At 65.1% G+C, this 20,945-nt stretch carries 19 protein-coding genes; 7 read left to right on the top strand and 12 right to left on the bottom strand.

What is annotated here, in order from left to right:
* Window position 1: 1 nt before the first annotated feature.
* The gene (locus IB268_RS14925; protein ID WP_192354485.1) at window positions 2-1,531 is read right to left on the bottom strand and encodes an amidase; all 1,530 of its coding nucleotides are present in this window, start codon (window positions 1,529-1,531) and stop codon (window positions 2-4) included.
* Window positions 1,532-1,637: 106 nt separating this feature from the next.
* Window positions 1,638-3,008 (bottom strand): DNA recombination protein RmuC, encoded by a 1,371-nt coding sequence (gene rmuC, locus IB268_RS14930; RefSeq protein ID WP_192353306.1) that lies wholly within the window; start codon window positions 3,006-3,008, stop codon window positions 1,638-1,640.
* A gap of 140 nt (window positions 3,009-3,148) precedes the next feature.
* Here rmuC and IB268_RS14935 point away from each other — a divergent pair, with 140 nt between their 5' ends.
* Window positions 3,149-3,847 carry a PhoP regulatory network YrbL family protein gene (locus IB268_RS14935; RefSeq protein ID WP_054451163.1) on the top strand — a complete coding sequence of 233 codons (699 nt, stop codon included), beginning with the start codon at window positions 3,149-3,151 and terminating at the stop codon, window positions 3,845-3,847.
* A gap of 40 nt (window positions 3,848-3,887) precedes the next feature.
* Here IB268_RS14935 and IB268_RS14940 read toward each other — a convergent pair whose 3' ends face one another.
* From IB268_RS14940 to IB268_RS14980, 9 genes are all read right to left on the bottom strand, one after another.
* Window positions 3,888-4,601, bottom strand: a complete 714-nt coding sequence (locus tag IB268_RS14940) for a DNA-3-methyladenine glycosylase (RefSeq protein ID WP_125473255.1) — start codon at window positions 4,599-4,601, stop codon at window positions 3,888-3,890.
* 19 nt (window positions 4,602-4,620) lie between these two features.
* Window positions 4,621-4,977, bottom strand: a complete 357-nt coding sequence (locus IB268_RS14945) for an arsenate reductase (protein WP_054451162.1) — start codon at window positions 4,975-4,977, stop codon at window positions 4,621-4,623.
* Window positions 4,974-5,783 carry an ABC transporter permease subunit gene (locus tag IB268_RS14950; RefSeq protein WP_042792726.1) on the bottom strand — a complete coding sequence of 270 codons (810 nt, stop codon included), beginning with the start codon at window positions 5,781-5,783 and terminating at the stop codon, window positions 4,974-4,976. The genes IB268_RS14945 and IB268_RS14950 overlap by 4 nt, the downstream gene beginning before the upstream one ends.
* Window positions 5,780-6,700 carry an ABC transporter permease subunit gene (locus IB268_RS14955; RefSeq protein WP_119450498.1) on the bottom strand — a complete coding sequence of 307 codons (921 nt, stop codon included), beginning with the start codon at window positions 6,698-6,700 and terminating at the stop codon, window positions 5,780-5,782. Before IB268_RS14955 ends, IB268_RS14950 begins: the two co-directional genes overlap by 4 nt.
* Window positions 6,697-7,824, bottom strand: a complete 1,128-nt coding sequence (locus IB268_RS14960; RefSeq protein WP_054451160.1) for an ABC transporter ATP-binding protein — start codon at window positions 7,822-7,824, stop codon at window positions 6,697-6,699. Before IB268_RS14960 ends, IB268_RS14955 begins: the two co-directional genes overlap by 4 nt.
* 6 nt (window positions 7,825-7,830) lie before the next feature.
* On the bottom strand, window positions 7,831-8,934 hold the full coding sequence (locus IB268_RS14965) for a polyamine ABC transporter substrate-binding protein (protein ID WP_119450499.1): 1,104 nt from the start codon (window positions 8,932-8,934) through the stop codon (window positions 7,831-7,833).
* 144 nt (window positions 8,935-9,078) lie between these two features.
* A complete protein-coding gene (locus IB268_RS14970) occupies window positions 9,079-9,816 on the bottom strand; it encodes a 3-deoxy-D-manno-octulosonic acid kinase (protein ID WP_346547394.1) in 738 nt (245 codons plus the stop codon).
* On the bottom strand, window positions 9,806-10,228 hold the full coding sequence (locus IB268_RS14975) for a group II truncated hemoglobin (RefSeq protein ID WP_054451157.1): 423 nt from the start codon (window positions 10,226-10,228) through the stop codon (window positions 9,806-9,808). The genes IB268_RS14970 and IB268_RS14975 overlap by 11 nt, the downstream gene beginning before the upstream one ends.
* Window positions 10,228-12,759, bottom strand: a complete 2,532-nt coding sequence (locus IB268_RS14980) for an ABC transporter permease (RefSeq protein WP_119450501.1) — start codon at window positions 12,757-12,759, stop codon at window positions 10,228-10,230. The genes IB268_RS14975 and IB268_RS14980 overlap by 1 nt, the downstream gene beginning before the upstream one ends.
* Window positions 12,760-12,862: 103 nt before the next feature.
* Between IB268_RS14980 and IB268_RS14985 the strand changes: the two genes are divergently transcribed.
* The 4 genes from IB268_RS14985 to IB268_RS15000 all read left to right on the top strand — a co-directional run bounded on the left by IB268_RS14985 (window position 12,863) and on the right by IB268_RS15000 (window position 17,097).
* Window positions 12,863-13,837, top strand: a complete 975-nt coding sequence (locus IB268_RS14985; RefSeq protein ID WP_054451155.1) for a TRAP transporter substrate-binding protein — start codon at window positions 12,863-12,865, stop codon at window positions 13,835-13,837.
* A gap of 101 nt (window positions 13,838-13,938) precedes the next feature.
* Window positions 13,939-14,439, top strand: coding sequence for a TRAP transporter small permease (locus IB268_RS14990; protein WP_054451154.1), 501 nt, complete (start codon window positions 13,939-13,941; stop codon window positions 14,437-14,439).
* Between the two features lie 37 nt (window positions 14,440-14,476).
* Window positions 14,477-15,754 (top strand): TRAP transporter large permease, encoded by a 1,278-nt coding sequence (locus tag IB268_RS14995; RefSeq protein WP_054451153.1) that lies wholly within the window; start codon window positions 14,477-14,479, stop codon window positions 15,752-15,754.
* A gap of 911 nt (window positions 15,755-16,665) precedes the next feature.
* Window positions 16,666-17,097 (top strand): flagellar protein FlhE, encoded by a 432-nt coding sequence (locus IB268_RS15000; protein WP_054451152.1) that lies wholly within the window; start codon window positions 16,666-16,668, stop codon window positions 17,095-17,097.
* Window positions 17,098-17,172: 75 nt separating this feature from the next.
* Here IB268_RS15000 and IB268_RS15005 read toward each other — a convergent pair whose 3' ends face one another.
* Window positions 17,173-17,598 carry a hypothetical protein gene (locus tag IB268_RS15005; RefSeq protein ID WP_156337312.1) on the bottom strand — a complete coding sequence of 142 codons (426 nt, stop codon included), beginning with the start codon at window positions 17,596-17,598 and terminating at the stop codon, window positions 17,173-17,175.
* Between the two features lie 265 nt (window positions 17,599-17,863).
* Between IB268_RS15005 and IB268_RS15010 the strand changes: the two genes are divergently transcribed.
* Together IB268_RS15010 and IB268_RS15015 are read left to right on the top strand one after the other, a co-directional pair.
* The gene (locus IB268_RS15010) at window positions 17,864-19,438 is read left to right on the top strand and encodes a TolC family protein (protein ID WP_192354486.1); all 1,575 of its coding nucleotides are present in this window, start codon (window positions 17,864-17,866) and stop codon (window positions 19,436-19,438) included.
* Complete coding sequence (locus IB268_RS15015) at window positions 19,428-20,945, top strand: efflux RND transporter periplasmic adaptor subunit (protein ID WP_192354487.1); 1,518 nt, start codon at window positions 19,428-19,430, stop codon at window positions 20,943-20,945. The genes IB268_RS15010 and IB268_RS15015 overlap by 11 nt, the downstream gene beginning before the upstream one ends.

The raw sequence follows: 20,945 nt of genomic DNA on the forward strand, positions 1-20,945 counted from the left end.
CCTATCTGGCCATCGGCGCCACCAGGGCCCAGGGCCGCAGCGCCTCGACCTGCGCCGCCAGCTCCAGCAGCAGCGCCTCGCTGCCCAGCGGCCCCATCAGCTGGATGCCGATGGGCAGGCCGTCGGACGACATGCCGAAGGGGATGGAGATGGCGGGCATGCCGGTCAGATTGGCCAAGGGCGCAAACGGCGAATAGCCGATGACGCCCTTCTTGCCCAAACGGTAGGCCAGGTAGTCGGCGTTGTCCATGGCGTAGCGGCCGATGGGCGCCGGCGGCTGCGCCAGCACCGGGCTCAGGAACAGGTCGTAGCCTTGCGCGCCGTCGCGTTCCAGGAAGCGGCCGACCCGGCGCGTGATCTCGTGGCAGGTATCGACGCAGGCCACGTACTGCGCGCCGGAGATGGCGCGGGCGTATTCGCGCGCGCCCAGCGTTGTCGGTTGCAATTCATCGGCGGCCAGGCGGCGGCCGCGCGCGGCCACGAAGGCGTCAATGGCGTTGGCCGCCGCGCTCGCGATCAGCGGCAGCATCGGCGACAGCACCTCCTCGGATCCCACCGGCGGCGCGGCAGGCACGAGTTCATGGCCCAGCGACGCGAAAAGCTGCGCGGCCTCGTCCACGGCGGCCGCCACTTCAGGATGGATGGCCTCGCCCTCGTAGGTCGTGTTGACGAAGGCAATGCGGCGCCGTGCGGCCGATTGCGGATCAGCAGCGACGCGCGCCACCACGGCGCGGTAGGAGTCAGCCGGCAGTGCCGGCGCGGCGTAAGGCGCACCCACGTCGGCGCCGGCGCTGATGTCCAGCGACGCGGCGCAGTCGCGCACCGACAGGGTCATCATGTGTTCGGTGGCCAGGCCGCCCCAGCCTTCACCCTTCAGCGGGCCCAGCGGCATCAAGCCGCGCGAAGGCTTCAGGCCCAGCACGCCGCAGCAGGACGAAGGAATGCGGATCGACCCGCCGCCGTCACTGCCATGGGCGATGCGCACCATGCCGCTGGCCAGCGCAGCGCCCGCGCCGCCGCTGGACCCGCCCGCGCTATGGCCCGCCTTCCAGGGGTTCTGGGTGGCCGGCCCGTAGACCGGCGATTCGGTGGTGGGGCTCAGGCCCAATTCGGCGCTGGTCGTGCGGCCGAACGGAATCAGGCCCGCGCGGCGGTAGCGCTTGACGATCTCGGCGTCGACGTTCCATTCCACCTGGCCGTACAGCACCGAACCCATGGCGCTGGGCAGGCCCAGCGCCGCCGTACCCAGGTCCTTGAGCAAGGTGGGTACGCCCAGGAACGGCCGTTTCTGCAATTGCGCCAACCGCTGTTCCTGCGACAGGCCGCCCAGCTCCTCGTCCAATGACTGCGCCAGGCGCAGGCCGATTTCCGCCTGCATGCCGCAGGCGGCGTTGATCAAGGGATTGCGGGCCGCCACCCGGTCCACCGCCTGCTGCATCGCAGCAAGCGCAGTGGTGACCCCTTGTGCGATATCGGCGCCCAGCGCCGTCGCGTCCAGGGTGGAGGAATCATGGCGTTCAGCGGTGCTCATGCTTGCAATGCTCCAGGTGACTGACGGCGGATTGCCGCTGACGCCAGGATATCGGCAGTCGCTGCGGGCAACAAGCTCACGCCCCTGCGATGCCGCCGCGGCCGGATCAGTTCTGGCCTGCGGCCTGGTCTTCGTCGTCGTCCCCGGTGTAGCCCTCGTCCGCAGTGCCGAGCAGGAGCCGGGCGTCGGCTTCGGGCAGCGCCTCGACGGCTTTCAGGTTCTTGAGCATGGCGCGGGTGCGCACTTCCGTCTGGCCGATCTTGTTGCTGGCGGTGTCCAGCGTCTTCTTGACGCTGGCCAGGGATTCGCCGAACTTGCCGAACTCCGTCTTGACCGCGCGCAGCACCTGCCAGACCTCGGACGAGCGCTGTTCGATCGCCAGCGTGCGAAACCCCATCTGCAGGCTGTTCAACAATGCCGCCAGGTTGCTGGGGCCGGCCACGTTGACGCGCAGGTCATGCAGCTTATCGAGCAGGCCCGGGCGGCGCAGCACCTCCGCGTACAGGCTCTCGGTAGGCAGGAACATGATGGCGAAGTCGGTGGTGTGCGGCGGCGCCACGTACTTGCCGGCGATCAGGCGCGCCTGCAGTTCCACCGCGCGGCCCAGCGCGGCGCCGGCGTTCTTCACGCCTTCGGTGTCGGCGGCTTCCTGCGCGTCCATGAGGCGCTCGTACTCTTCCTTGGGAAACTTGGCGTCGATCGGCAGCCAGACGGGTTCGCCGCCATCGCCGCGCCCCGGCAGGCGGATGGCGAACTCCACCACGGCATCGCTGCCCGGCACGGGCTTGATGTTGCTGGCGTATTGGTCCGGCGTCATGTTGTCCTCGATCAGCCTGGCCAGTTGCACCTCGCCCCAGGTGCCGCGCGACTTGACGTTGGTCAGCACCCGCTTCAGGTCGCCCACGCCCGCCGCCAGGGCCTGCATTTCGCCCAGGCCCTTGTGCACGGCCTCCAGGCGGTCCGACACCAGCTTGAAGGACTCGCCCAGGCGCTGCTCCAGCGTGGCGTGGAGCTTTTCGTCCACGGTGCGGCGCATTTCGTCGAGCTTGGCGCTGTTGTCGGTTTGCAACGATTGCAGCCGCTGGTCGACCGTGGCGCGCACTTCCATCAGGCGCCGCTCGTTGATCTGGATGAGGCCCTGCAGCTGCTCGGAGAAACCCGCCGCAAAGCGCGCCAGCGATTCCGCCGACTCCGCGCGCGCGGCCTGGGCGTCACGCGACAACCCGGCACGCAAATCGCCATGCGACTGCGACAGCTCCACCCTCAAGGCGCGGGTGGAGTCCGCGAATTCGCTGCGCAGGCCGCGCTGCCCTTCCGCGATGTCGGCGCGCAGCGCGCGCTCGGTGCGTTCCAGGCTTTCCAGCAGCGCGTCGAGCCGGGCATCCTGCGCGGGCGGGCGCAGCCATGCCAGCAAGGTCGCCAAAAAAGCCAGAACGGCGCCGCCCGCGGCGATCCAAAGCAGATGTATGTCGTTCAAAAGATGCGTCTCCAAAGCCGGGATTGTAGGACTCCGGCCACGCCTTCCCTGGTAAATCCGGCCGAGATTCGGCATCTGGCGGACTCATGCTCCAGCCCAAGGATTAAACTCGGGAGCATCCAAACAGGCTTGATCTCCCCTTGAACCCCGCAGATCCTTCTCTCTGTACGCCCGCGGCGTCTTTCCAGTCCATCTTCGGGCCGCTGGACCTGAACGCCGCCACGCCGGTCGCCTCCGGCCATGACCGGCACATCTTCCAGCACCCCAACATGCCGTCCTTGCTCGTCAAGGTCATGGACATGCGCGCCCGCGCGATTTATCTGGAGGCCCGCCCGTTCAAGCGCTGGTATAAGCAATACCAGCGCGAAAGCGCGTACCGCGTCTACCTGACCGAAATCTACGAATACGTCACCACCACCACCCGCCCCTCGGGCGTATGGCAGGTGCCCATGGCGCGCATACTCGGCGTGGCCCAAACCACGCTGGGCTTGGGTCTGGTCGTCGAGAAAATCCGCGACGCCGACGGCAACATCGCCCCCACCGTGACGGACCTGGCCAGGCAGGGCAAGCTCGACGACGCCCTCAGCGCGCAGCTGGACGAATTCTTCCAGGATCTGGCCGATGCCCACGTGGTTCTGCACGATGTCTCCGCCAGCAACATCGCCTGTGGCCTGAATGCCGACGGCAAGCAGGGCTTGTACCTGATCGACGGCTTCGGCGGCCTGCCGCTGATCCCGATCTATGCCTGGAGCAAGCGCCTGAACAGCCGGCGCATCCACCGCAAGTACGTGCGCATGCGCGCGGCCCTGGCCGAACGCATTGCCACCGGCGGGTTCTGACGCGCCCTGCGCAGACGCGGCCGGGGCGCGGGCCGGTCGGTTACGCCTGCGGCGCCTCTGGCAACACCACGCCCTGGCGGTCCACCCATACGTAGTCGTGGCCGGCGCGCTGTCCGCGGCGCAAGGGATTGCGCGTGCAAAAGGCCGCGTAAGCAGGGTCCACAAAACGGTAGTGCAGGTGTTCGTCCCGGCCCAGCGGAATGCCCAGGCGCGTGGTGCAGATCAGGGCTTCGGGCGACTCCCCCACATCCTCCACATACAGCGCCTGCGGGTCGAAACCGCGTGCGTCCCAGTCCGGCACTTTCAGGCCCAGCGCCCGGCACAGCAGGGTCTGGCCGGCGCACAGGCCGGAGACCGGTCGCGGCCGCCCTTGTGCATCGGGGTTCAACTCCAGCATGCGGGCCAGCGCTTGCGGTCCGGACAGCGCGTCCGTCCAGGGATAGGCGGATTTGATCAGCACGGCATTGCCCGGCCCTCCCGCGCTGAAATTCAGCGAATCCCCGCCGCGGGCGTAATACATGTAGACCGTACCGCCGTCCATGAACAGCGCGCGCCGCTTATGGGTGTACCCCAGCGACGCATGGCTGCCCTTCTCTTCCAGGTAATAGGCTTCGGTCTCGATGATGCGGGCCGACAGCCACAGGTCGCCCACGCGGTGGCGGATGACCTTGCCCGGCAGCTCGCGCGCCAGCTGGGCGGCGTCGCGGTCGAAGAAGGCGTCAGGCAAGGCCCGGCCGGACGCGCCCGGCGCCAGGCCGGCCTGGGCCGGCGCCTCAGGCGAAACGTTCGCCGTAGCGCTTTTCGCTGAAGCCAACGCTCACCTCGCCATCGGGCGTGACCGTGACCGGGCGGCGCACCAATGCCGGATACTCGGCGATCAACTGGGTCCACTGCGCATCGGTGTGCGCCGTCTTGCGCTCTTCGGGCAGGTTGCGCCAGGTCATGGACGTGCGGTTGACCAGTTTTTCCCAGCCGCCGACCTGGTCCGCCCAGGCTTTCAGCGTGGCGGCCGGCACCGGGTTGTCGCGGTAGTCCACGAACGCGTGGGCGACGCCATGCGCCGTCAGCCAGTCGCGCGCCTTGACGCAGGTGCTGCACTTGGTCAGGCCATACAGGGTGGTTTGCTTCATTTGGGTTCGGACTCCTTGCGCCATTGCATGCGGTTGGCCAGGATCACGCAAGTGCCGACCGCCAGGATGAAGAGGGTCGCCAGCGCGTTGATCTCGGGTTTCAGGCCCAGGCGCACGCGCGAGAAAACTTCCATGGGCAACGTGCTGGAGCTGGGGCCGGACAGGAACGAGGCCAGCACCACGTCGTCCAGCGACAGGGTGAAGGACAGCAGCCAGGCCGAGGCCAGCGCCGGCGCGATCAGCGGCAGCGTGATCTTGAAGAACACGGTCATGGGCGTGGCGCCCAGGTCCAGCGCGGCTTCTTCCAGCGAACGGTCCAGGTCGCGGATGCGGGTCTGGATGACCACCGCGACAAAGGCCATGCACAGGGTCACGTGGCCGACCCAGATCGTGAAGATGCCGTTTTCGGCGGGCCAGCCCAGGCTGCCGCGCAGCTCCACGAACATCAGCAGTAGCGAGATGCCCAGCACCACTTCGGGGATGACCAGCGGCGCGCTGAGCATGCCCACGTACAGCGCGAAGCCGCGGAAGCGCCCCATGCGCCCCAGCACGTAGCCGGCCCAGGTGCCGATGATGACGGCGGCGGTAGCAGTCATGGCGGCAATGCGGAACGACAGCCAGGCCGCGCGCAGCAGCGCGTCGTCGTTGAACAGCGAGTGATACCAGCGGAACGAGAAACCGGTCCAGGACGTGACGGTGGGCGACTCGTTGAACGAGAACACCATCAGGCTGATGATGGGCACGTACAGGAAAAAGTACCCCAGTCCCAGCACGACGGCGCGCAAAGTCTTGTTGGGCCCGTTCATTTGCGGCCTCCGTTCGCCTGTTCCTGCTGCTTGACCTGGTTGTACTGGAAGTACACCAGCGGCACCAGCAGCAACAGCACCATCACGCAGGTCACGGCCGAAGCCATGGGCCAGTCGGCGTTGTTGAAGAACTCATTCCACATCACGCGGCCCATCATGAGCGTGTTGGCGCCGCCCAGCATTTCGGGGATCACGTACTCGCCCACCGCCGGGATGAACACCAGCATGGCGCCGGCAATCACGCCCTGGCGCGACAGCGGCACCGTGATCTGCCAGAACGCCTGCCAGGGCTTGGCGCCCAGATCGTAGGCGGCTTCCAGCAGGCGCAGGTCCATCTTCACCAGCGTGGCGTACAGCGGCAGGATGAAGAATGGCAGGTAGGCGTAAACCATGCCGATGTAGACGGCGACGTCGGTGCGGTAGATTTCCAGCGGACTGGAAATGATGCCCAGGCCCTGCAGCAGGTTGTTGAGCAGCCCGTCGTTGCGCAGGATGCCGACCCAGGCGTACACGCGCAGGAGCAGCGAAGTCCAGAACGGCAGGATCACACCCAAAAGCAGCAGGTTGCGCACCGCCGGCGACGAACGCGCGATGTAATAGGCGATGGGATAGCCGATCAGCACGCAGAAGAGCGTGGTGATGGCGGCGATCTTCACCGAATTCAGATACGTGGCGAAGTACAGGCTGTCCGTGAACAGCAGGATGTAGCCGCGCAGGTGCAGGCTGAACTGCACCGCCTCGTCCTTGAATTCCGCCAGGGACGTATAGGGCGGAATGCCGAACTTCAGCTCGGCGAAACTGATCTTCAGGACCAGCAGGAACGGCACCAGCAGGAACAGCACCAGCCAGGCGAACGGCGGCACCACCGCCAGCGCCCGGCCCGACGGCAACCAGTCGCGGGGCGAAAAGCGGATCATGACGCCAGCACCGTGGCGCTGTCGGCGTCCCAGCTGACGAAGATCTCTTCATCGATGCCGGGCGCGTCCATCTGGGCCAGCAACTGGCTGGGCACGCTGGCCTCGACCGTCTTGCCGGAATCCAGGCGGATCTGATAGAGCGCGTAGCTGCCCATCCAGGCCATGTGGCTGACCATGCCATGGGCCCAGTTGTATTCGGCTTCGGGCTGCTCGCGCGACACCACCAACCGTTCAGGGCGGATGGAGACGTGCACTTCCATGCCCAGCGGCTCGCTCACGCCGTGGTTGACGAAGAGCGGACGGGTCAGCTCGCCGCACTCGATGGCGACGTGGTCCGGTTCATCGACCACGATGGTGCCGGTGAACATGTTGGTCGACCCGATGAAGCTGGCAACGAAGCGGGAATTCGGAAAGGCGTAGACGTCCTGCGGCGTGCCGCATTGGACGATCTGGCCTTCGGTCATGACGGCCAGGCGGTGGGCCATGGTCATGGCTTCTTCCTGGTCGTGCGTGACCATGATGCAGGTCACGCCGACCTGCTCCAGGATCTTCACGAGTTCGATCTGGGTCTTCTGGCGAATCTGCTTGTCCAAGGCGGACATGGGCTCGTCCAGCAGCAGCAGCTTGGGCCGCTTGACCAGGCTGCGCGCCAGCGCCACCCGCTGCTGCTGGCCGCCCGACAGCTGGTTGGGCTTGCGGCGCGAATAACCGGCCATCTGGACCAGGTCCAGGGCTTCGAACACGCGGTCATGGATCTCGGCCCGGTCCACGCCTTCCTGCTTCAGGCCGAAGGCCACGTTGGCCTCGACCGTCATGTGCGGGAACAGCGCGTAGGACTGGAACATCATGTTCACGGGCCGGCGGTACGGCGGCACGTGCGTGATGTCTTCGCCGTCCAGGAATATCTGGCCCGAGGTGGCTTCCTCGAAGCCCGCCAGCATGCGCAGCAAGGTGGACTTGCCGCTGCCCGAACTGCCGAGCAGGGCGAAGATCTCGTTGCGCTTGACCGAGAGATTGACGGAACGGACGGCGACCACATCGCCGAAGATCTTTACGACATCGGAAATCCGGACGAACTCGTCCGGATCGGCCGAATGCTGCGCCGAGTAACGGCTATCGCTCATGATGACTTATCTTCCAGACTTCAGCTCGGACCACATCCGGTTTTGCAGGCGTTGGATGTTCAAGGGCAGCGCCTTGATCACATACAGGGTCTTGGAGACGTCCGCCGGCGGGTAGATCATGGGGTTGTCGGCCACGTCCTTGACCACGAACTGCCGCGCCTCTTTGTTGGCGTTGGGATAGAACATGGTGTTGGTGATGGCCGCGTGCACCTTGGGCGTTTCGATGTAGTTGATGAAGGCCAGCGCCTCTTCGGGATGCGGAGCATCCTTGGGGATGACCATCAGGTCGAACCACGCGGGCGCGCCGCCCTTGGGGATGAAGTAGTTCACTTCATAGGACTTCTTGGCGTCCTGGGCGCGCTTGCGAGCGATCATCACGTCGCCGGAAAAGCCGTAGACCATGCACAGGTCTCCCACGGCCAGCTCGTCGATATAGCCCGACGAGCTGAACTGGCGGATGTACGGGCGGATCTTCATCAACACGTCCAGCGCGGCCTTGTAGTCGTCGGCGTTGGTGCTGTTGGGATCCTTGCCCAGGTACTTCAGCACGGCCGGGAACACCTGGGCGGCTTCGTCCAGCATGGAGATGCCGCACTCTTTCAGCTTGGCGGCGTTCTCGGGCTTGAAGATCATGTCCCAGTTGGCCAGGTCCACGCCGTCGCCCATGATCTGCTTGACCTTGGTGACGTTGTAGCCCAGGCCATTGGTGCCGTAGCCCCAGGGAATGGCGTATTCGTTGCCGGGATCGACGGTGGCGACCAGCGCCATGATTTCGGGATCCAGGTACTTCCAGTTCGGGATCTTGGACTTGTCCAGCTTCTGGAACAGGCCGGCTTCGATCTGGCGCGAGGCGTAATGCGTGGACGGGACAACGACGTCATAACCCGACTTGCCGGCCAACAACTTGGCCTGCAGGGTGTCGTTGCTGTCGTAGACGTCATAGCGGACCTTGATGCCGGTTTCCTTTTCAAAACCGGGAATTGTGTCCGGAGCCGTGTATTCGGCCCAGTTGTAGACGTTGACGACCTTGTTCTGCGCCACCGCCGCCGACGAGGCCGCCATGACCAGCATCGCCCCAAGCGCCAAGCGCATACCCGCCCGTAGTTTCATCACCAGCCCCCTTGCGTTATGCCGTATGTGACAGGAGTACCAAAAGGCGAAATGATAAAGCTTTTTAGCGAGGACCTGCCCAACTTTGCCGGGTGATTGGCGCGATTTGGGCCAGATGGCGGCATTTGGCCGCCCCCGCCGGGATCAGGGCTGGATCCCCACGCCCCAGGCCGTCCAGTAGCTGTCGCGCAGGCGCAGCCAGAAGCGCTCGCCCTCTTCCCCGGCAACCTTGCGCAGCGAACGGCGCAGGCGTTCCAGGTTGGCCTCGCGCTGGCGGTCGGACAGGGAACCTTGCGTGCCGCGGTCGAAATCGATCAGCCAGATGCGACCGTCGCTGCCCACCAGGATGTTGAAGGCATTGAGGTCGGCATGCCAGACGCCCGCCCGGTGCATGCGCACGATGGCCTCGGCCGCCGCCTGCCAGACCGGCTCGGCCAGCATGTGGGCCAGCGGCCGCACGCCGGGAATGCGCTCGACCACGATGGCGGCGCGGTAGATCGGGCCTTGCCGCCAATAGGCGGCGGCCAGCGGCGCAGGCACCGCCAGGCCCTGGGCGCGCATGGCGGCCAGCAGGCGGTATTCGCGAAAGCTGCGGGTGCGGGCCTCGCCGTTCCAGAGATAGGCGTCGCGGCTGATGCGCGCGACCATCCCGCCGCGGCGGTAGCGGCGCAGCACGCCCTGCCAGCCCGCCCCCTGCACGAACCAGGCGGCCTGGCGTCCGCCGGCATCCACCGGCCGCGCCCGGTCGCCATAGTGCGCCGGGTTGAACAGGTCCGGGCCGGCTTCGGTCAGGCGCGAGGGATCGCTCAGCATGGCTCCGCCCAGGGGGCCGGACCAGGCCTGGCGCCGTTCACCGGATCGGGAATCGCCTTCAGCCTTCACGATTGCGCATCCAGTCGGCTACGCCGTAGAAGGACTGCAGCAGGCGTTCGACCAGGGCCGGTTCGATCCCCTGGTCTTCCATGGCCCGGCCAATGCAGGTCACCCACTGGTCGCGCTCGACCTCACCGATCGAGAACGGCAGGTGGCGGGCGCGCAGCCGGGGATGGCCGAAGCGTTCTATATAGTGGTCCGGGCCGCCAAAGTAACCGCAAAGAAACCAGAACAGCTTGTCGCGCGCCTGGTCCAGGCTGGGACCATGGGCCGCCCGCAGCTCCTTCAGGTCGGGCTCCATGTCCATCAGGTCATAGAAGCGGTCCACCAGGGCGCGCACGCCCGGCTCGCCGCCAAGTAGGTCAAAAATGCTGCTGGAGTTTTCCACGGGTTCGGTAATCGTATGGACGCGCGTCGGCATCAGGTTTCTCGTAGGGTGACCAGGGGCGGCGTGCGCAACACGCCGCGCAGGGCCAGGGCGCCGCCGGCCCAGGCGCCCAACATGCCCGCGGCGATGCCCGCCAGCCACGGCCAAAGGCTAAGAGTAATAGTGAAATCAAAGACCTGCGTTGACAAAGCCCAAGCGATCGCGGTGGCGCCGGCCGCTGCCAGCAGACCAGCCAGGCCACCCACGGCCCACAGCTCGATGCGCTGGGAGCGCGCCAGTTGGCTACGGGTGGCGCCCAGCGCGCGCAGCACGGCGGCTTCGCGCATGCGCTCGTCGCGCGTGGCCGTCAGCGCCGCGGACAGCACCAGCACGCCGGCGGCCAGCGTGAACAGGAACAGCAGTTGAACGGCCTTCCCCACTTCGTTCAGCACGGACTGCAACTGTTGCAGGATGGCGCCTACGTCGAACACCGTCAGGTTCGGGAACTCGCGCACCAGCGCGGGCAGGACCGAGGCCTTTTCGGGCGGCAGGTAGAAGGACGTGATCCAGCTCTGGGGCATGTCGGCCAACGCGGCGGGCGTCAGGATGGCAAAAAAATTGACGCGCATCGTATCCCAATCGACCCGTCGGGTGCTGGTGACTGCCGCCTCGACCTGCTGCCCCGCCACATCGAAGGTCATCTTGTCGCCCAGCGCCAGGCCCAGGCTCTTGGCCAGGCCTGACTCCAGCGACACCTCGGACGCGCCCGGCTGCAGCCAGCGGCCCTGCTCAATACGGTTGGAAGACGGCAATTCGTCGCCATAGGACAGGTTGAACTCCCGGTCCACCAGCCGCTTGGCGCGGGGCTCCTCGTAGTCGTCCGGCCCCACGGGCTTGCCGTTGATGGCGATCAGCCGCCCGCGCACCATCGGCGCCAGCGTGATGCGGCCCAGGCCTTCGCGGGTGAGCGCGTCGGTCACGGCCTGGCGCTGGTCGGGCTGCACATTGATGAGGAAACGGTTGGGTGCGTCCGGCGGCAAGGTCCGCTGCCAGCCCTGGATCAGGTCGGTGCGCGTCATGGTCAGCAACAACAGCGCCATCAGGCCCACCGCCAAAGCGCACACCTGGGTGATGGTGGCGGCGCGCCGGCGCACTACGCCAGCCAGCGCGAAACGCAGCGCCGGCAGGCCGGCGGCCAGCCGGCGCACGCGTGCCAGGCCCAGGATGCAGAGCCAGGCCACCAGCGCGAACACGGCGAAGGCTCCCAAGAAGCCGCCCGCCACCACGCCGCCCAGCTTGGCGTCGCCGGCAAACCACCAAATCAGTAGCGCGAAGCCCGCGGCCCCCAGGACATAGCCCAGGGCGCTGCGCGCGCTGAGCGCGTCGGCGTCGCGGCGCAGCACCCGGGCCGGCGGCACGTGGCGCAACTGGGCCAGCGCCGGCAAGGCAAAACCCAGCAACAGCAAAAGGCCGGTCAACAGCCCCTGCAAGGCCGGGATGGCCGAGGGCGCAGGCAAGCTGGTATCGATCAGCGAACCCAGCAGCATGACCAGCACCTGATGCACCGCATAACCCAGCAGGCAGCCCGCGGCCGACGAGAACAGGCCGACCAGGGTGAACTCCAGCGTCAGCATGCGCGACACTTGCGATTGCACCGCCCCCAGGCAGCGCATGACCGCGATGCCGTCGCGGTGGCGCGTCATGTAGCGGCCGGCGGCCAGGGCCACGGCCACGGCCGATATCAGCACCGCCAGCAGCGCGACCAGCGACAGGAAGCGCTGCGCCCGGTCCAGCGTGCGGCGCACTTCGGGCCGGCCGGACTCCAGGGTGGCAACCTTCTGGCCGCGCTTCAGATTCTGCTTGAGCCACGTCGAGTAGCCCGCCACGGCGTCGGGCTGGCCCGCAACCAGCATGGCGTAGCCGATGCGGCTGCCCGGCGCGATCAGGCCGGTGGCGGGCAGATCGCTGGCGCGCAGCAGCACCCGGGGCGCCACGTTGACGAATTGCATGCCGCGGTCCGGCTCATAGGTAATGACGCGGTCCACCCGCAGGTGGGCGTCACCCACGTTCAGCGTGTCGCCCACCTTCAGGTTCAGCAGGGACAGCAATTGGGCGTCCACCCAGACCGCCCCTTCAGGCGGAATATCGCGAGTCGGGGCATCGGGTTCGAACGGTGCGCCCGCCACGCGCAGGGCGCCGCGCAGCGGATAGCCCGGCTCCACCGCCTTCAGCGCAGCCAGTTGGGCGCCGTCTCCGGCTCCGACCATGGAGGGAAACTGCCAGGTGCTGGAGACGGCCAAACCGCGTTCGCGGGCCTGATCCATGAAGACCGCTGGCACCGGCTCGTCGGCGTCCAGCACCAAGTCGGCGCCCAGCATCTGCCCGGCGTCGCGCTCCAGCGCCCGGCCGACCCGGTCCGCCAGGAAGCCGACGCTGGTCACCGCGGCAACCGCCACGACCAGCGCCAGCACCAGCAGCCGCAGTTCCCCGGCGCGGGCGTCGCGCATCATCATCCTGGCGCCCTGGCGCAAGGTGGACCAAAAACCTGGGCGCCTGGCCCGTGACGTATCAGGGAAATCCATCATTCCACAATGTTAACCAACGGCCTAGATCGGGGCCGAATCCCGATATCATCCCGGGGCGGGAGGCTAAGCCACCCATAAAGATACTCAAAACCTGGAGAAGACGATGCGTAAATCCTGGCTTGCCGCCACGATACTGGCCGCCTGCACGGCCGCAACCGCCCTGCCCGCCGTGGCGCAGAACACCCTGAAGATGGCCTACGCGCTGTCCACGTCCTCGCACTATGGCGCCGGCGCCGACGCGCTGGCCAAGTCCATCGAAGCCTCCACGGGCGGGAAGTACAAGGTACAGCAATTCGCCAACAGCGCGCTGGGCGGCGAACGCGAAGTGATCGAAGGCCTGCAGATCGGCACCATCGACCTGGCCATCGTGTCCACCGGCGCCACGCTGAACTTTGTTCCCGAAACCGGCGTGTTCGACATCCCCTTCCTGCTGCGCGACCTGCCGCACGCCCGCAACGTGCTCGACAGCAAGATCGGACAAGATATGTTGGCAAAGTTCCCCAGCCGCGGCATCATCGCCCTGGCCTGGGGCGAACAGGGCTTCCGCCACCTGACCAACAACGTCCGCCCGGTCAAGACGCCGGCCGACGCCAAGGGCCTGAAGATCCGGACCACGGAAAACCCGATCCACATCACGGCCTTCCGCCAGATCGGCATCCTGCCGACCCCCATGGCCTGGCCTGAAGTCGCCACCGCCCTGCAGCAAGGCACCATCGACGGCCAGGAGAACCCGCTGTCGGTGATCACCTCGGCCAAGCTGTCGCAGATGCAGAAATACCTGTCCTTGACCGGCCACGTCTACGGCCCGGCCCTGGTGCTGATGTCGGCCAACGTGTACGAGGGCCTGTCGGCCGCGGACAAGGCCAACTTCGACAAGGCTGGCAAGGAATCCGCCCAGGCCATGCGCGCCTACGTGGACAACATCGAGAAGACGGGCGTCGAACAACTGAAGAAGGAAGGCATGCAGGTGACCGAAGTGGACCGCGCCGCCTTCGCCGCCGCCGTCGAGCCTGCCTACCCCGAGTACTACAAGAAGTTCGACAAGAAGCTGATCGACGCGATCCGCGACACCAAGTAAGCAGGGGTCGCCCCGATCCGGGGCGCATCCCCTTGGCGGCGGGATCCCGGTCCCGCCGCTTTTGTTCCCATCCTTTGCGTACAACGCCAACGGGATTCATCATGCGTTTGCTCTGCGCCTTCGACCGCGGCCTGTTCAAACTGGTCTCGGTCCTTGCCCAACTGCTGCTGGTGGCCGCCGCGGCCGCCGCCTTCTACCAAGTCATCGCGCGCTTCGTGCTGCACTCCCCGGCCGACTGGAGCGAGGTGCTAACCCGCGCCCTCCTGATCTGGACCGTGCTGCTGGGCGTGGCCCTGGCCTTTCGCCACGGCGCCATGATCAGCGTGGAACTGCTGCGCAACCTGCTGGGCGGCACGCGCCGCCGCGTGCTCGAAGCCGTGATCGGCCTGATCTGCGCCGGATTCCTCGGCTTTCTGGCCTGGATTGGCGGCAACATGACCTACCGCGTGCGCTTCCAGACCGTGCCGAGCCTGGACATTTCGATTTCCTGGATCTATCTGGCCATCCCCGTGGGCGCCACCCTGGCCGCCATCGCCGTGCTGGCCCGCTGGTGCGCCGGCGAAGAAGACGACGTGCCTGTGCGCAACGACGCGCAAGGCTGAGCCGCCCCCCCACAGAACATAAGCAGCAGATATCGCCATGTCCCAATTAATGATTGTCTCGATGCTGATTTTCTTCGGGCTGTCCGTGCCGGTCGCCGTGTCGATCGGCCTGGCCAGCCTCGCGGGAGTCGGCGCTGCCGGCCTGCCCTGGGTGGTGGTGGCCCAGCAACTCTTCGCCGCGCTGGACAAGTACCCGCTGGTCGCCATCCCCTTCTTCATCCTGGCCGGCAACCTGATGGAAGCCGGCGGCATCTCCGAACGCATGGTGGAGTTCGCCAAGAGCGTGGTGGGCGGCATCCAGGGCGGCCTGGCCTGCACCTGCGTGCTGACCTGCATGATCTTCGCCGCCGTGGCCGGCTCCAGCGTGGCCACCACCTTCGCGGTGGGCGCGATCCTGATTCCCGCCATGATCCGGCACGGCTACCCGGCGCCCTTCGCGGCGTCATTGCAGGCCAGCGCGGCGGAACTGGGCGTGATCATCCCGCCTTCGATCCCGATGATCCTGTTCGCGGTGTCCACCGACACCTCGACCGGCGAACTGTTCATCGCCGGCGTCATGCCGGGCATCCTGATCGGCGTGGCGCTGATGCTCTACGTCTGGCTCTACGCCAAGCGCAACAACCTGGGCAAGCGCGACGGCGAAGGCCGCCTGCCGCTGTGGCCTGCGTTCAAGAACGCCTGGCTGGCGCTGATGATGCCGGTCATCATCCTGGGCGGCATCTACGGCGGCATCTTCACGCCGACCGAAGCCTCGGTCGTGGCAGTGATGTACGCCGTGGTGGTGGGCAAGTTCATCTACCGCCGCCTGAGCTTCAAGCAGCTGTCCGCCACGCTGCACAAGTCGGTGGTGTCGACGGCGGTGATCATGTTCGTGATCGCCAATGCCGGCATCTTCAGCTTCCTGCTCAACCGCGCGGGCATCCCGGACGCGCTGGGCGTGTGGCTGGCGCAGATCTTCGACACCAAGTTCACCTTCCTGATGGGCGTGAACGCGGCGCTGTTCGTGATCGGCATGTTCATCGAAACCTCGGCATCCATCGTGGTGCTGGCGCCCTTGCTGCTGCCGGTGGCGCTGAAATTCGGCGTGGAGCCGGTGCACTTCGGGATCATCATGGTGGTGAACCTGGCGCTGGGGATGATTACGCCGCCGTTCGGCGTGAATCTTTTCGCGGCTTGCGCAGTGGCCAAGTTGCCGTTGGAGAGGTTGATCAAGCCGTTGATTCCGTTTGTGGGGGTGGTGATTGTTTGCCTGATGGTCATTACTTATTGGCCGGGGTTGTCGCTGGGGTTGCGGGACCTGGTCTACGCTAAGTAGGTCTGTTTGCAGGTTCTGTTGTAGTGGCGGGCGTCAGGGCTTCTTCGTAGGCCGCTCGCCGGCGCGGGCGCCTTGGCGGCGAGCGCCCACGATTGCGGTCCGGAGCCTTCGCTCCGGACTGCCCCTTCGTCATCTTCGTCCGGGCCTGCGGCCCTCCCTTCAGATTCCCTCGGGCGCATCGAGGTTGCTCGCCGCCAAGGCGCCCGCGCCGGCGAGCTACCGAATTCTTGGCCTGTTGCGCTGCTAGACCTGTGGTTGGTGGCGAGTCTTGCGTTGCCCGCTGCTTGCGGCCGCGCGGGCGGCCGCAAGCAGCATACGCATTGGTGGTCGTCGTTGCTATCTGCGCTTGCGCAAATGCGGGGAGCTGCTTGCTAGTGGCTTCGGCAGTTGGGGGGATGTGGGCGGTGATGGGTGGCGCGCGGCGAGCAGCCGTTTACACATCGAGATCCGTTCGCGCGCGCCACCCATCCGGCGGAAGCAACTCGTTGACCCCGCGCCGCGTCTCGGCCGCTGCCCCCTCAGACCCTGCGTCGTGATTGCCTCGGACCACAATGTTGTCCACGCACCAGGGCGGATTCAAGCTCGCGTACGGATCTCGGAAGATCATCTGCGGATTGCAGCCCCCCGCAGCACGTGTAGCTGTCGCACGTTTCGTTGCTGACGGATTGTCACGCCATTAGCCCTGTAAGCGAAACGGCTCTATCTGGGCTCTGACGCACGACATCGCCATTCATGCACCTAGTCTTTTGTAGAGATGTGCAGCTGATGCCTATCAGATAGCCTGCGTTCGCCATGTCATTTTTCGCACGAGGAGGAATTCACGAATTGACATGGTCGGATTACGCGAGGGATTCGTCCAGATCTGCTCGCACCTGTTCCATCAACTCAATATCACGCACTGGAGTCGTCTTATGACATTCAAGAAACGTGCTGTGCTAGCTGTCGCCTCCCTGACACTCGCGGCGTTCGCCCAGAACGCCATGGCTGAGGGCGCCTACTCGAGTTCCGCGGTCATGCCGACCATCTACAGCAAGAATCACTGGTACACCGTGGCACCGCCCGTGCTCGGGAGTCCCCCGAGCACTGCAACCATCACCACGGTGTACTACAGCTACGGCTATCGCTTTCCGCGCCCGGCAGGCTTCCAAGTGCTGCTGTGCGACAACAGCGGCACCAACTGCACCGACGTGACCTCCAGGGGCTCGGGCTCGGTCAGTTTCAAAGGCAAAGGTGTCAAGGCCAACACGCCTGTCCGCTTCCAAGCACGCGTCGCTGGCAATGGCACGATGTCGCCCCTGGTGGGTGATGGCACCGCCAACGTGTCGGTGAACTACGACGACTGATCCGGCATTCGGCGAGCGGGCAATGGGTCTCACCCCGGCTCGCCGTGAATGATGAATCTGCAACTACGCGGCCTTTCAGCCCGCCGGTGCGAGCCAGCCACTGGCCTCAAGGTAGTCTTCGGATTGCGAGTTCGTATGGTCAAAGAGCTTGGCAAGAATCTGATCTGCAGGAGTACCCTTTGCCTTCTCGGAGTCGTATATCGCCTTGCGCTGCGCGTCAATCACGGCGGCCTCCTTGGAAAACCTTTCCTTGAAGGCTTCGTCGATGATGCGCCCGGAAGAGAGCTTATTCAACGGTTCCCCTCCCCTTCCCGGTGCAAGCTGGTCGCGAATGTCGTACCAGATCGTGCTGGGTATGTTCACCATGTCAGACGCGAACTGTTCAGCGTATTGCGGGTCGGAAGCTGCGGAATTCAACCACTTTTCCTGAATCGCGGTGCGGCCCTGCGTCGCGGTCCCCGCCTGGTTCGAGCGCTTGCGCGCCGCATCGGAAATGCTCACTTGTGTGTACGAAGAATCGAATCCCCCTAAACCCGCCACGTCCATCGACGTCGATTTCGCCGTAGTCGAACTCGGTCTCGAAAGGCCCACTCGATCTGCGCCTTGGAACGAAAGAACGCTATAGCCAGACTGAATATTCACTTGCATCCCCAATCAATATAGGAAGTGCCGCCCCTTGAAGCATTTTTGCTCAATGTTCTTGGCACCTACGCCCCGGAAAGCTACGTTGATAGAACTGCGTCCTAACTTGTCGCCTGATACTAGATTGAAGGATTGCGAGCCTTACGTCCAAAAAGCGAGCGAAAAATGGGACTTTTCTGACTTCTTTCATGCCACGCACACGCATTCTCAGCGCAAGACACATAACCCTCAGCGCTACCTCCCGGCCGCGCTGACCGGATTGTTTCTTTTGACGTGCGACGCCGTGTTCGGTGCCGATGTTCTCTATTCCGAGTACCAAGCCAAACAGCAGCAAAGTGCGTTCGCGTTTCCCCTGGAAGAAGCCATCGCGCTGGCGGTGAGGAACAACAGGTTGGTGAAAAGCGCCTACGTCCAGCGCATCAGCCAGAAATTCGATCTCTATGTCAGCGAAGGGAAGTTCTACCCGAAACTGCTGCTCACAACGTCCGCATTGACGAGCAAAGTCAACGGTACCTCCAGCAACGCGAAAGACCTGAACACCAACGCGTCGGTCACCTTGCCGACCGGGGCGACCGTATCTATCGCCAATGTCCAGGGCAGGAGCACCGCAGGCAAATCTTCGTCTACATCGGTCACGCTGAGCCAGCCCCTGCTGAAAAATGCTGGCATCGATGCGAACAGGGCCTCAGTCCGCATCGCGCGCCTCGATGATGAAATCAGCCGGCTAGCACTCAAGGCAACACTATCCCAAACCGTCGCGCAGGTGATCTACGCCTACCGCGAGCTCCTGCGCGCCCAGGAACAGAAGGTGATCGCCGAGGCAGCCCTGGCACGCAACAAAGACCTGTACGAGGTCAACCGCTCGTTGATTGCGGCAGGACGCATGGCCAAGGTGGAGATCCTGCAAACGCAGGCCGAAGTCGCGAATCGGGAAGTGGCGCTGGAAGAAGCGGAGAACCAGATCGACGCGGCCCGACTGGCCCTTGTAGCGTTGCTTGCTCTGGAGCCGCGCACACCTCTATACGCGACCGCTCCAACCAGCGTGGACTGGCGTCCTACCGACCCGACGCGCGCCCTGGAAACGGCGCTCACGCTTCAGCCCGACTACCTCTCCATGAAAATCCTGGTCGAACGGGCCAAGATCAGTCTGGACTATGCCAAGAACCAGCAGCTATGGGATTTGTCGCTGGTGGCCACCAGAACCCAGGCCCGGAGCGGCGGCGCGTCGCCGGGAGCCATGGACATTCAGGCGTCCGGCGCCCGGACCGGCGGCAGCTACGCGGGCCTGCAGCTCACCATCCCCTTCGGGGACCGCTCCATCAAGCAACCCGAGGTGCGCGCCTCCGTAGATCTGCACACCCAAGAACTCAAGTTGCTTGAAACGCGTCAAACGGTGGAGCACCGAATCCGCGATGCCACGCGCAATGTCCAAACCCGATGGCGCCAACTGGAACTCTCGATCAAGGCCCGCGACTTGTCCCGGCAGAAGCTTGAGGCGGAGAAGGAAAAGCTACAGGTCGGCCAATCGTCGAACTTCCAGGTGCTGTCCTTCGAGAACGACCTGCGCAATGCCGAGAACGCCCGCCTCAATGCGCAGATCACGTACCTGAACACGCTCACTGAACTGGACGAACGCATGGGCAAGACCCTCGACGTCTGGAGCATCCCCATCATCCAGACCAATGGCTATGAGAACTGAAGAGTCCATGCCGTCAGCCCGGCAGGTCGGCCTCGTGGTCGTGAGCGCCGTCGGCATCATCGAATCACTCAACATCGAGGCGGAGGTGCTTCTGCGGCTACCGAGTGTATCGCTCATCGGCCAGCCGGCCATCGCGACATTGCTCGATATCGCTGACGAAACGTCCGCGAGCACATTGATCTCACGGTTCGGCACACCGCCGCGCGGCGGCAGTGCTCGAGAAAGACACCATCACGCCACACGGCTGTTCGTGCACTGCGAACGGCTTCCCGGCGCCGAAGCTGATGGCCGTTGGCTGATTCTGCTCGATACCCCGCTCCCCTCGGTCGCACCAGCAGCCGCAGCGCGGCGCGCGGGGCACACCAAAATTCCCACGCTGGCCGCCGGTAGCTCGGCGGCCCTCTTGGTCGCTGTGCTGCTTGGAAAAACGTTTGGCCCCGACGCGGCTCCGCCGACGGCCTCATCTGGAGCGAGTGCAGCCGCATCGGCTTCGATGACGCCAATCATGGCACCCACCACCCCGGCCTACATTTCCGTCATCGGCACCATCGAGGCCAACGAAACGCTCGGCGTTTCGGCCCCTTTCGATGGCGTCATCAAAGAAAGGCACTTCTCGTTCGACACGGAAGTCAAGCAAGATCAGTTGCTGCTGATACTGGACCCAACGGACTTGAACCAACGCGTCCAGGAAGCCAGGGTGGCGATGCTCAAGGCCGCCAAGACCATGCAGGAACTTGAGCGCTGGGACAGTGGCGCCGAAGTCTCGCGGGCGAGACGCACATTCGTGCTGGCCCGCCAGCAGGTCGAACAAACTGAGCGCAAAGTGCGGGAAACCGACGGGCTGGTCAAGAAGGGCATTCTCGCCCGGAACGAGTACGACATCGTGGCGGAACAGCTCACCGGTTTCAAGGCCCAGTTGGCGGCGGCAGCGGATGACCTGAAGGCCACCCAGGAAAAAGCCGACAAGAGCAGCATGGAAATCGCCAAAATCGAGTATGAGCAGGCCAGGGCGAAGCACGAGGACTTGGCCAGGAGCGCGCTGCTGGCACGCATCGCCGCGCCGCGTTCCGGCATTCTGTCGAAGGCGCCAGCATCCTCTGGACAGGCACCGGCGACACTTGATGCGGGAAGCCGGATCACGAAGGGTCAGCTACTGTTCAACGTCGCGCTTACCGGCAAGCTGCGCGTGTCGGCCCGGGTCGACGAAGCGGACGTCGTCAGCCTCGCCACAGGCATGCCTGTGGAAATGTGGATCGATTCACAGGAGATCGCCCCCCTCCTAGGACACCTTGCCAGTATCTCGGCACAGGCCATCCAAAGCGGCAACGGCGTCCGCAGCGCCCTGTTCGACGTGAGCGTCGATCTGCCGGCATTGAGCGAGGAGCAGCGAGGGAAGCTGCGCGTCGGAATGACCTGCAACCTTCGCATAGAAACCCGGAGCGCCGCGAATCCCGAGTCAGGCGGCCCAGCGCGTATCGGCAGGGCGCCTGTGCAGACAAGAAACTGA

Source organism: Achromobacter sp. ACM01, assembly GCF_014851745.1.
Classification (GTDB): domain Bacteria; phylum Pseudomonadota; class Gammaproteobacteria; order Burkholderiales; family Burkholderiaceae_B; genus Achromobacter; species Achromobacter aegrifaciens.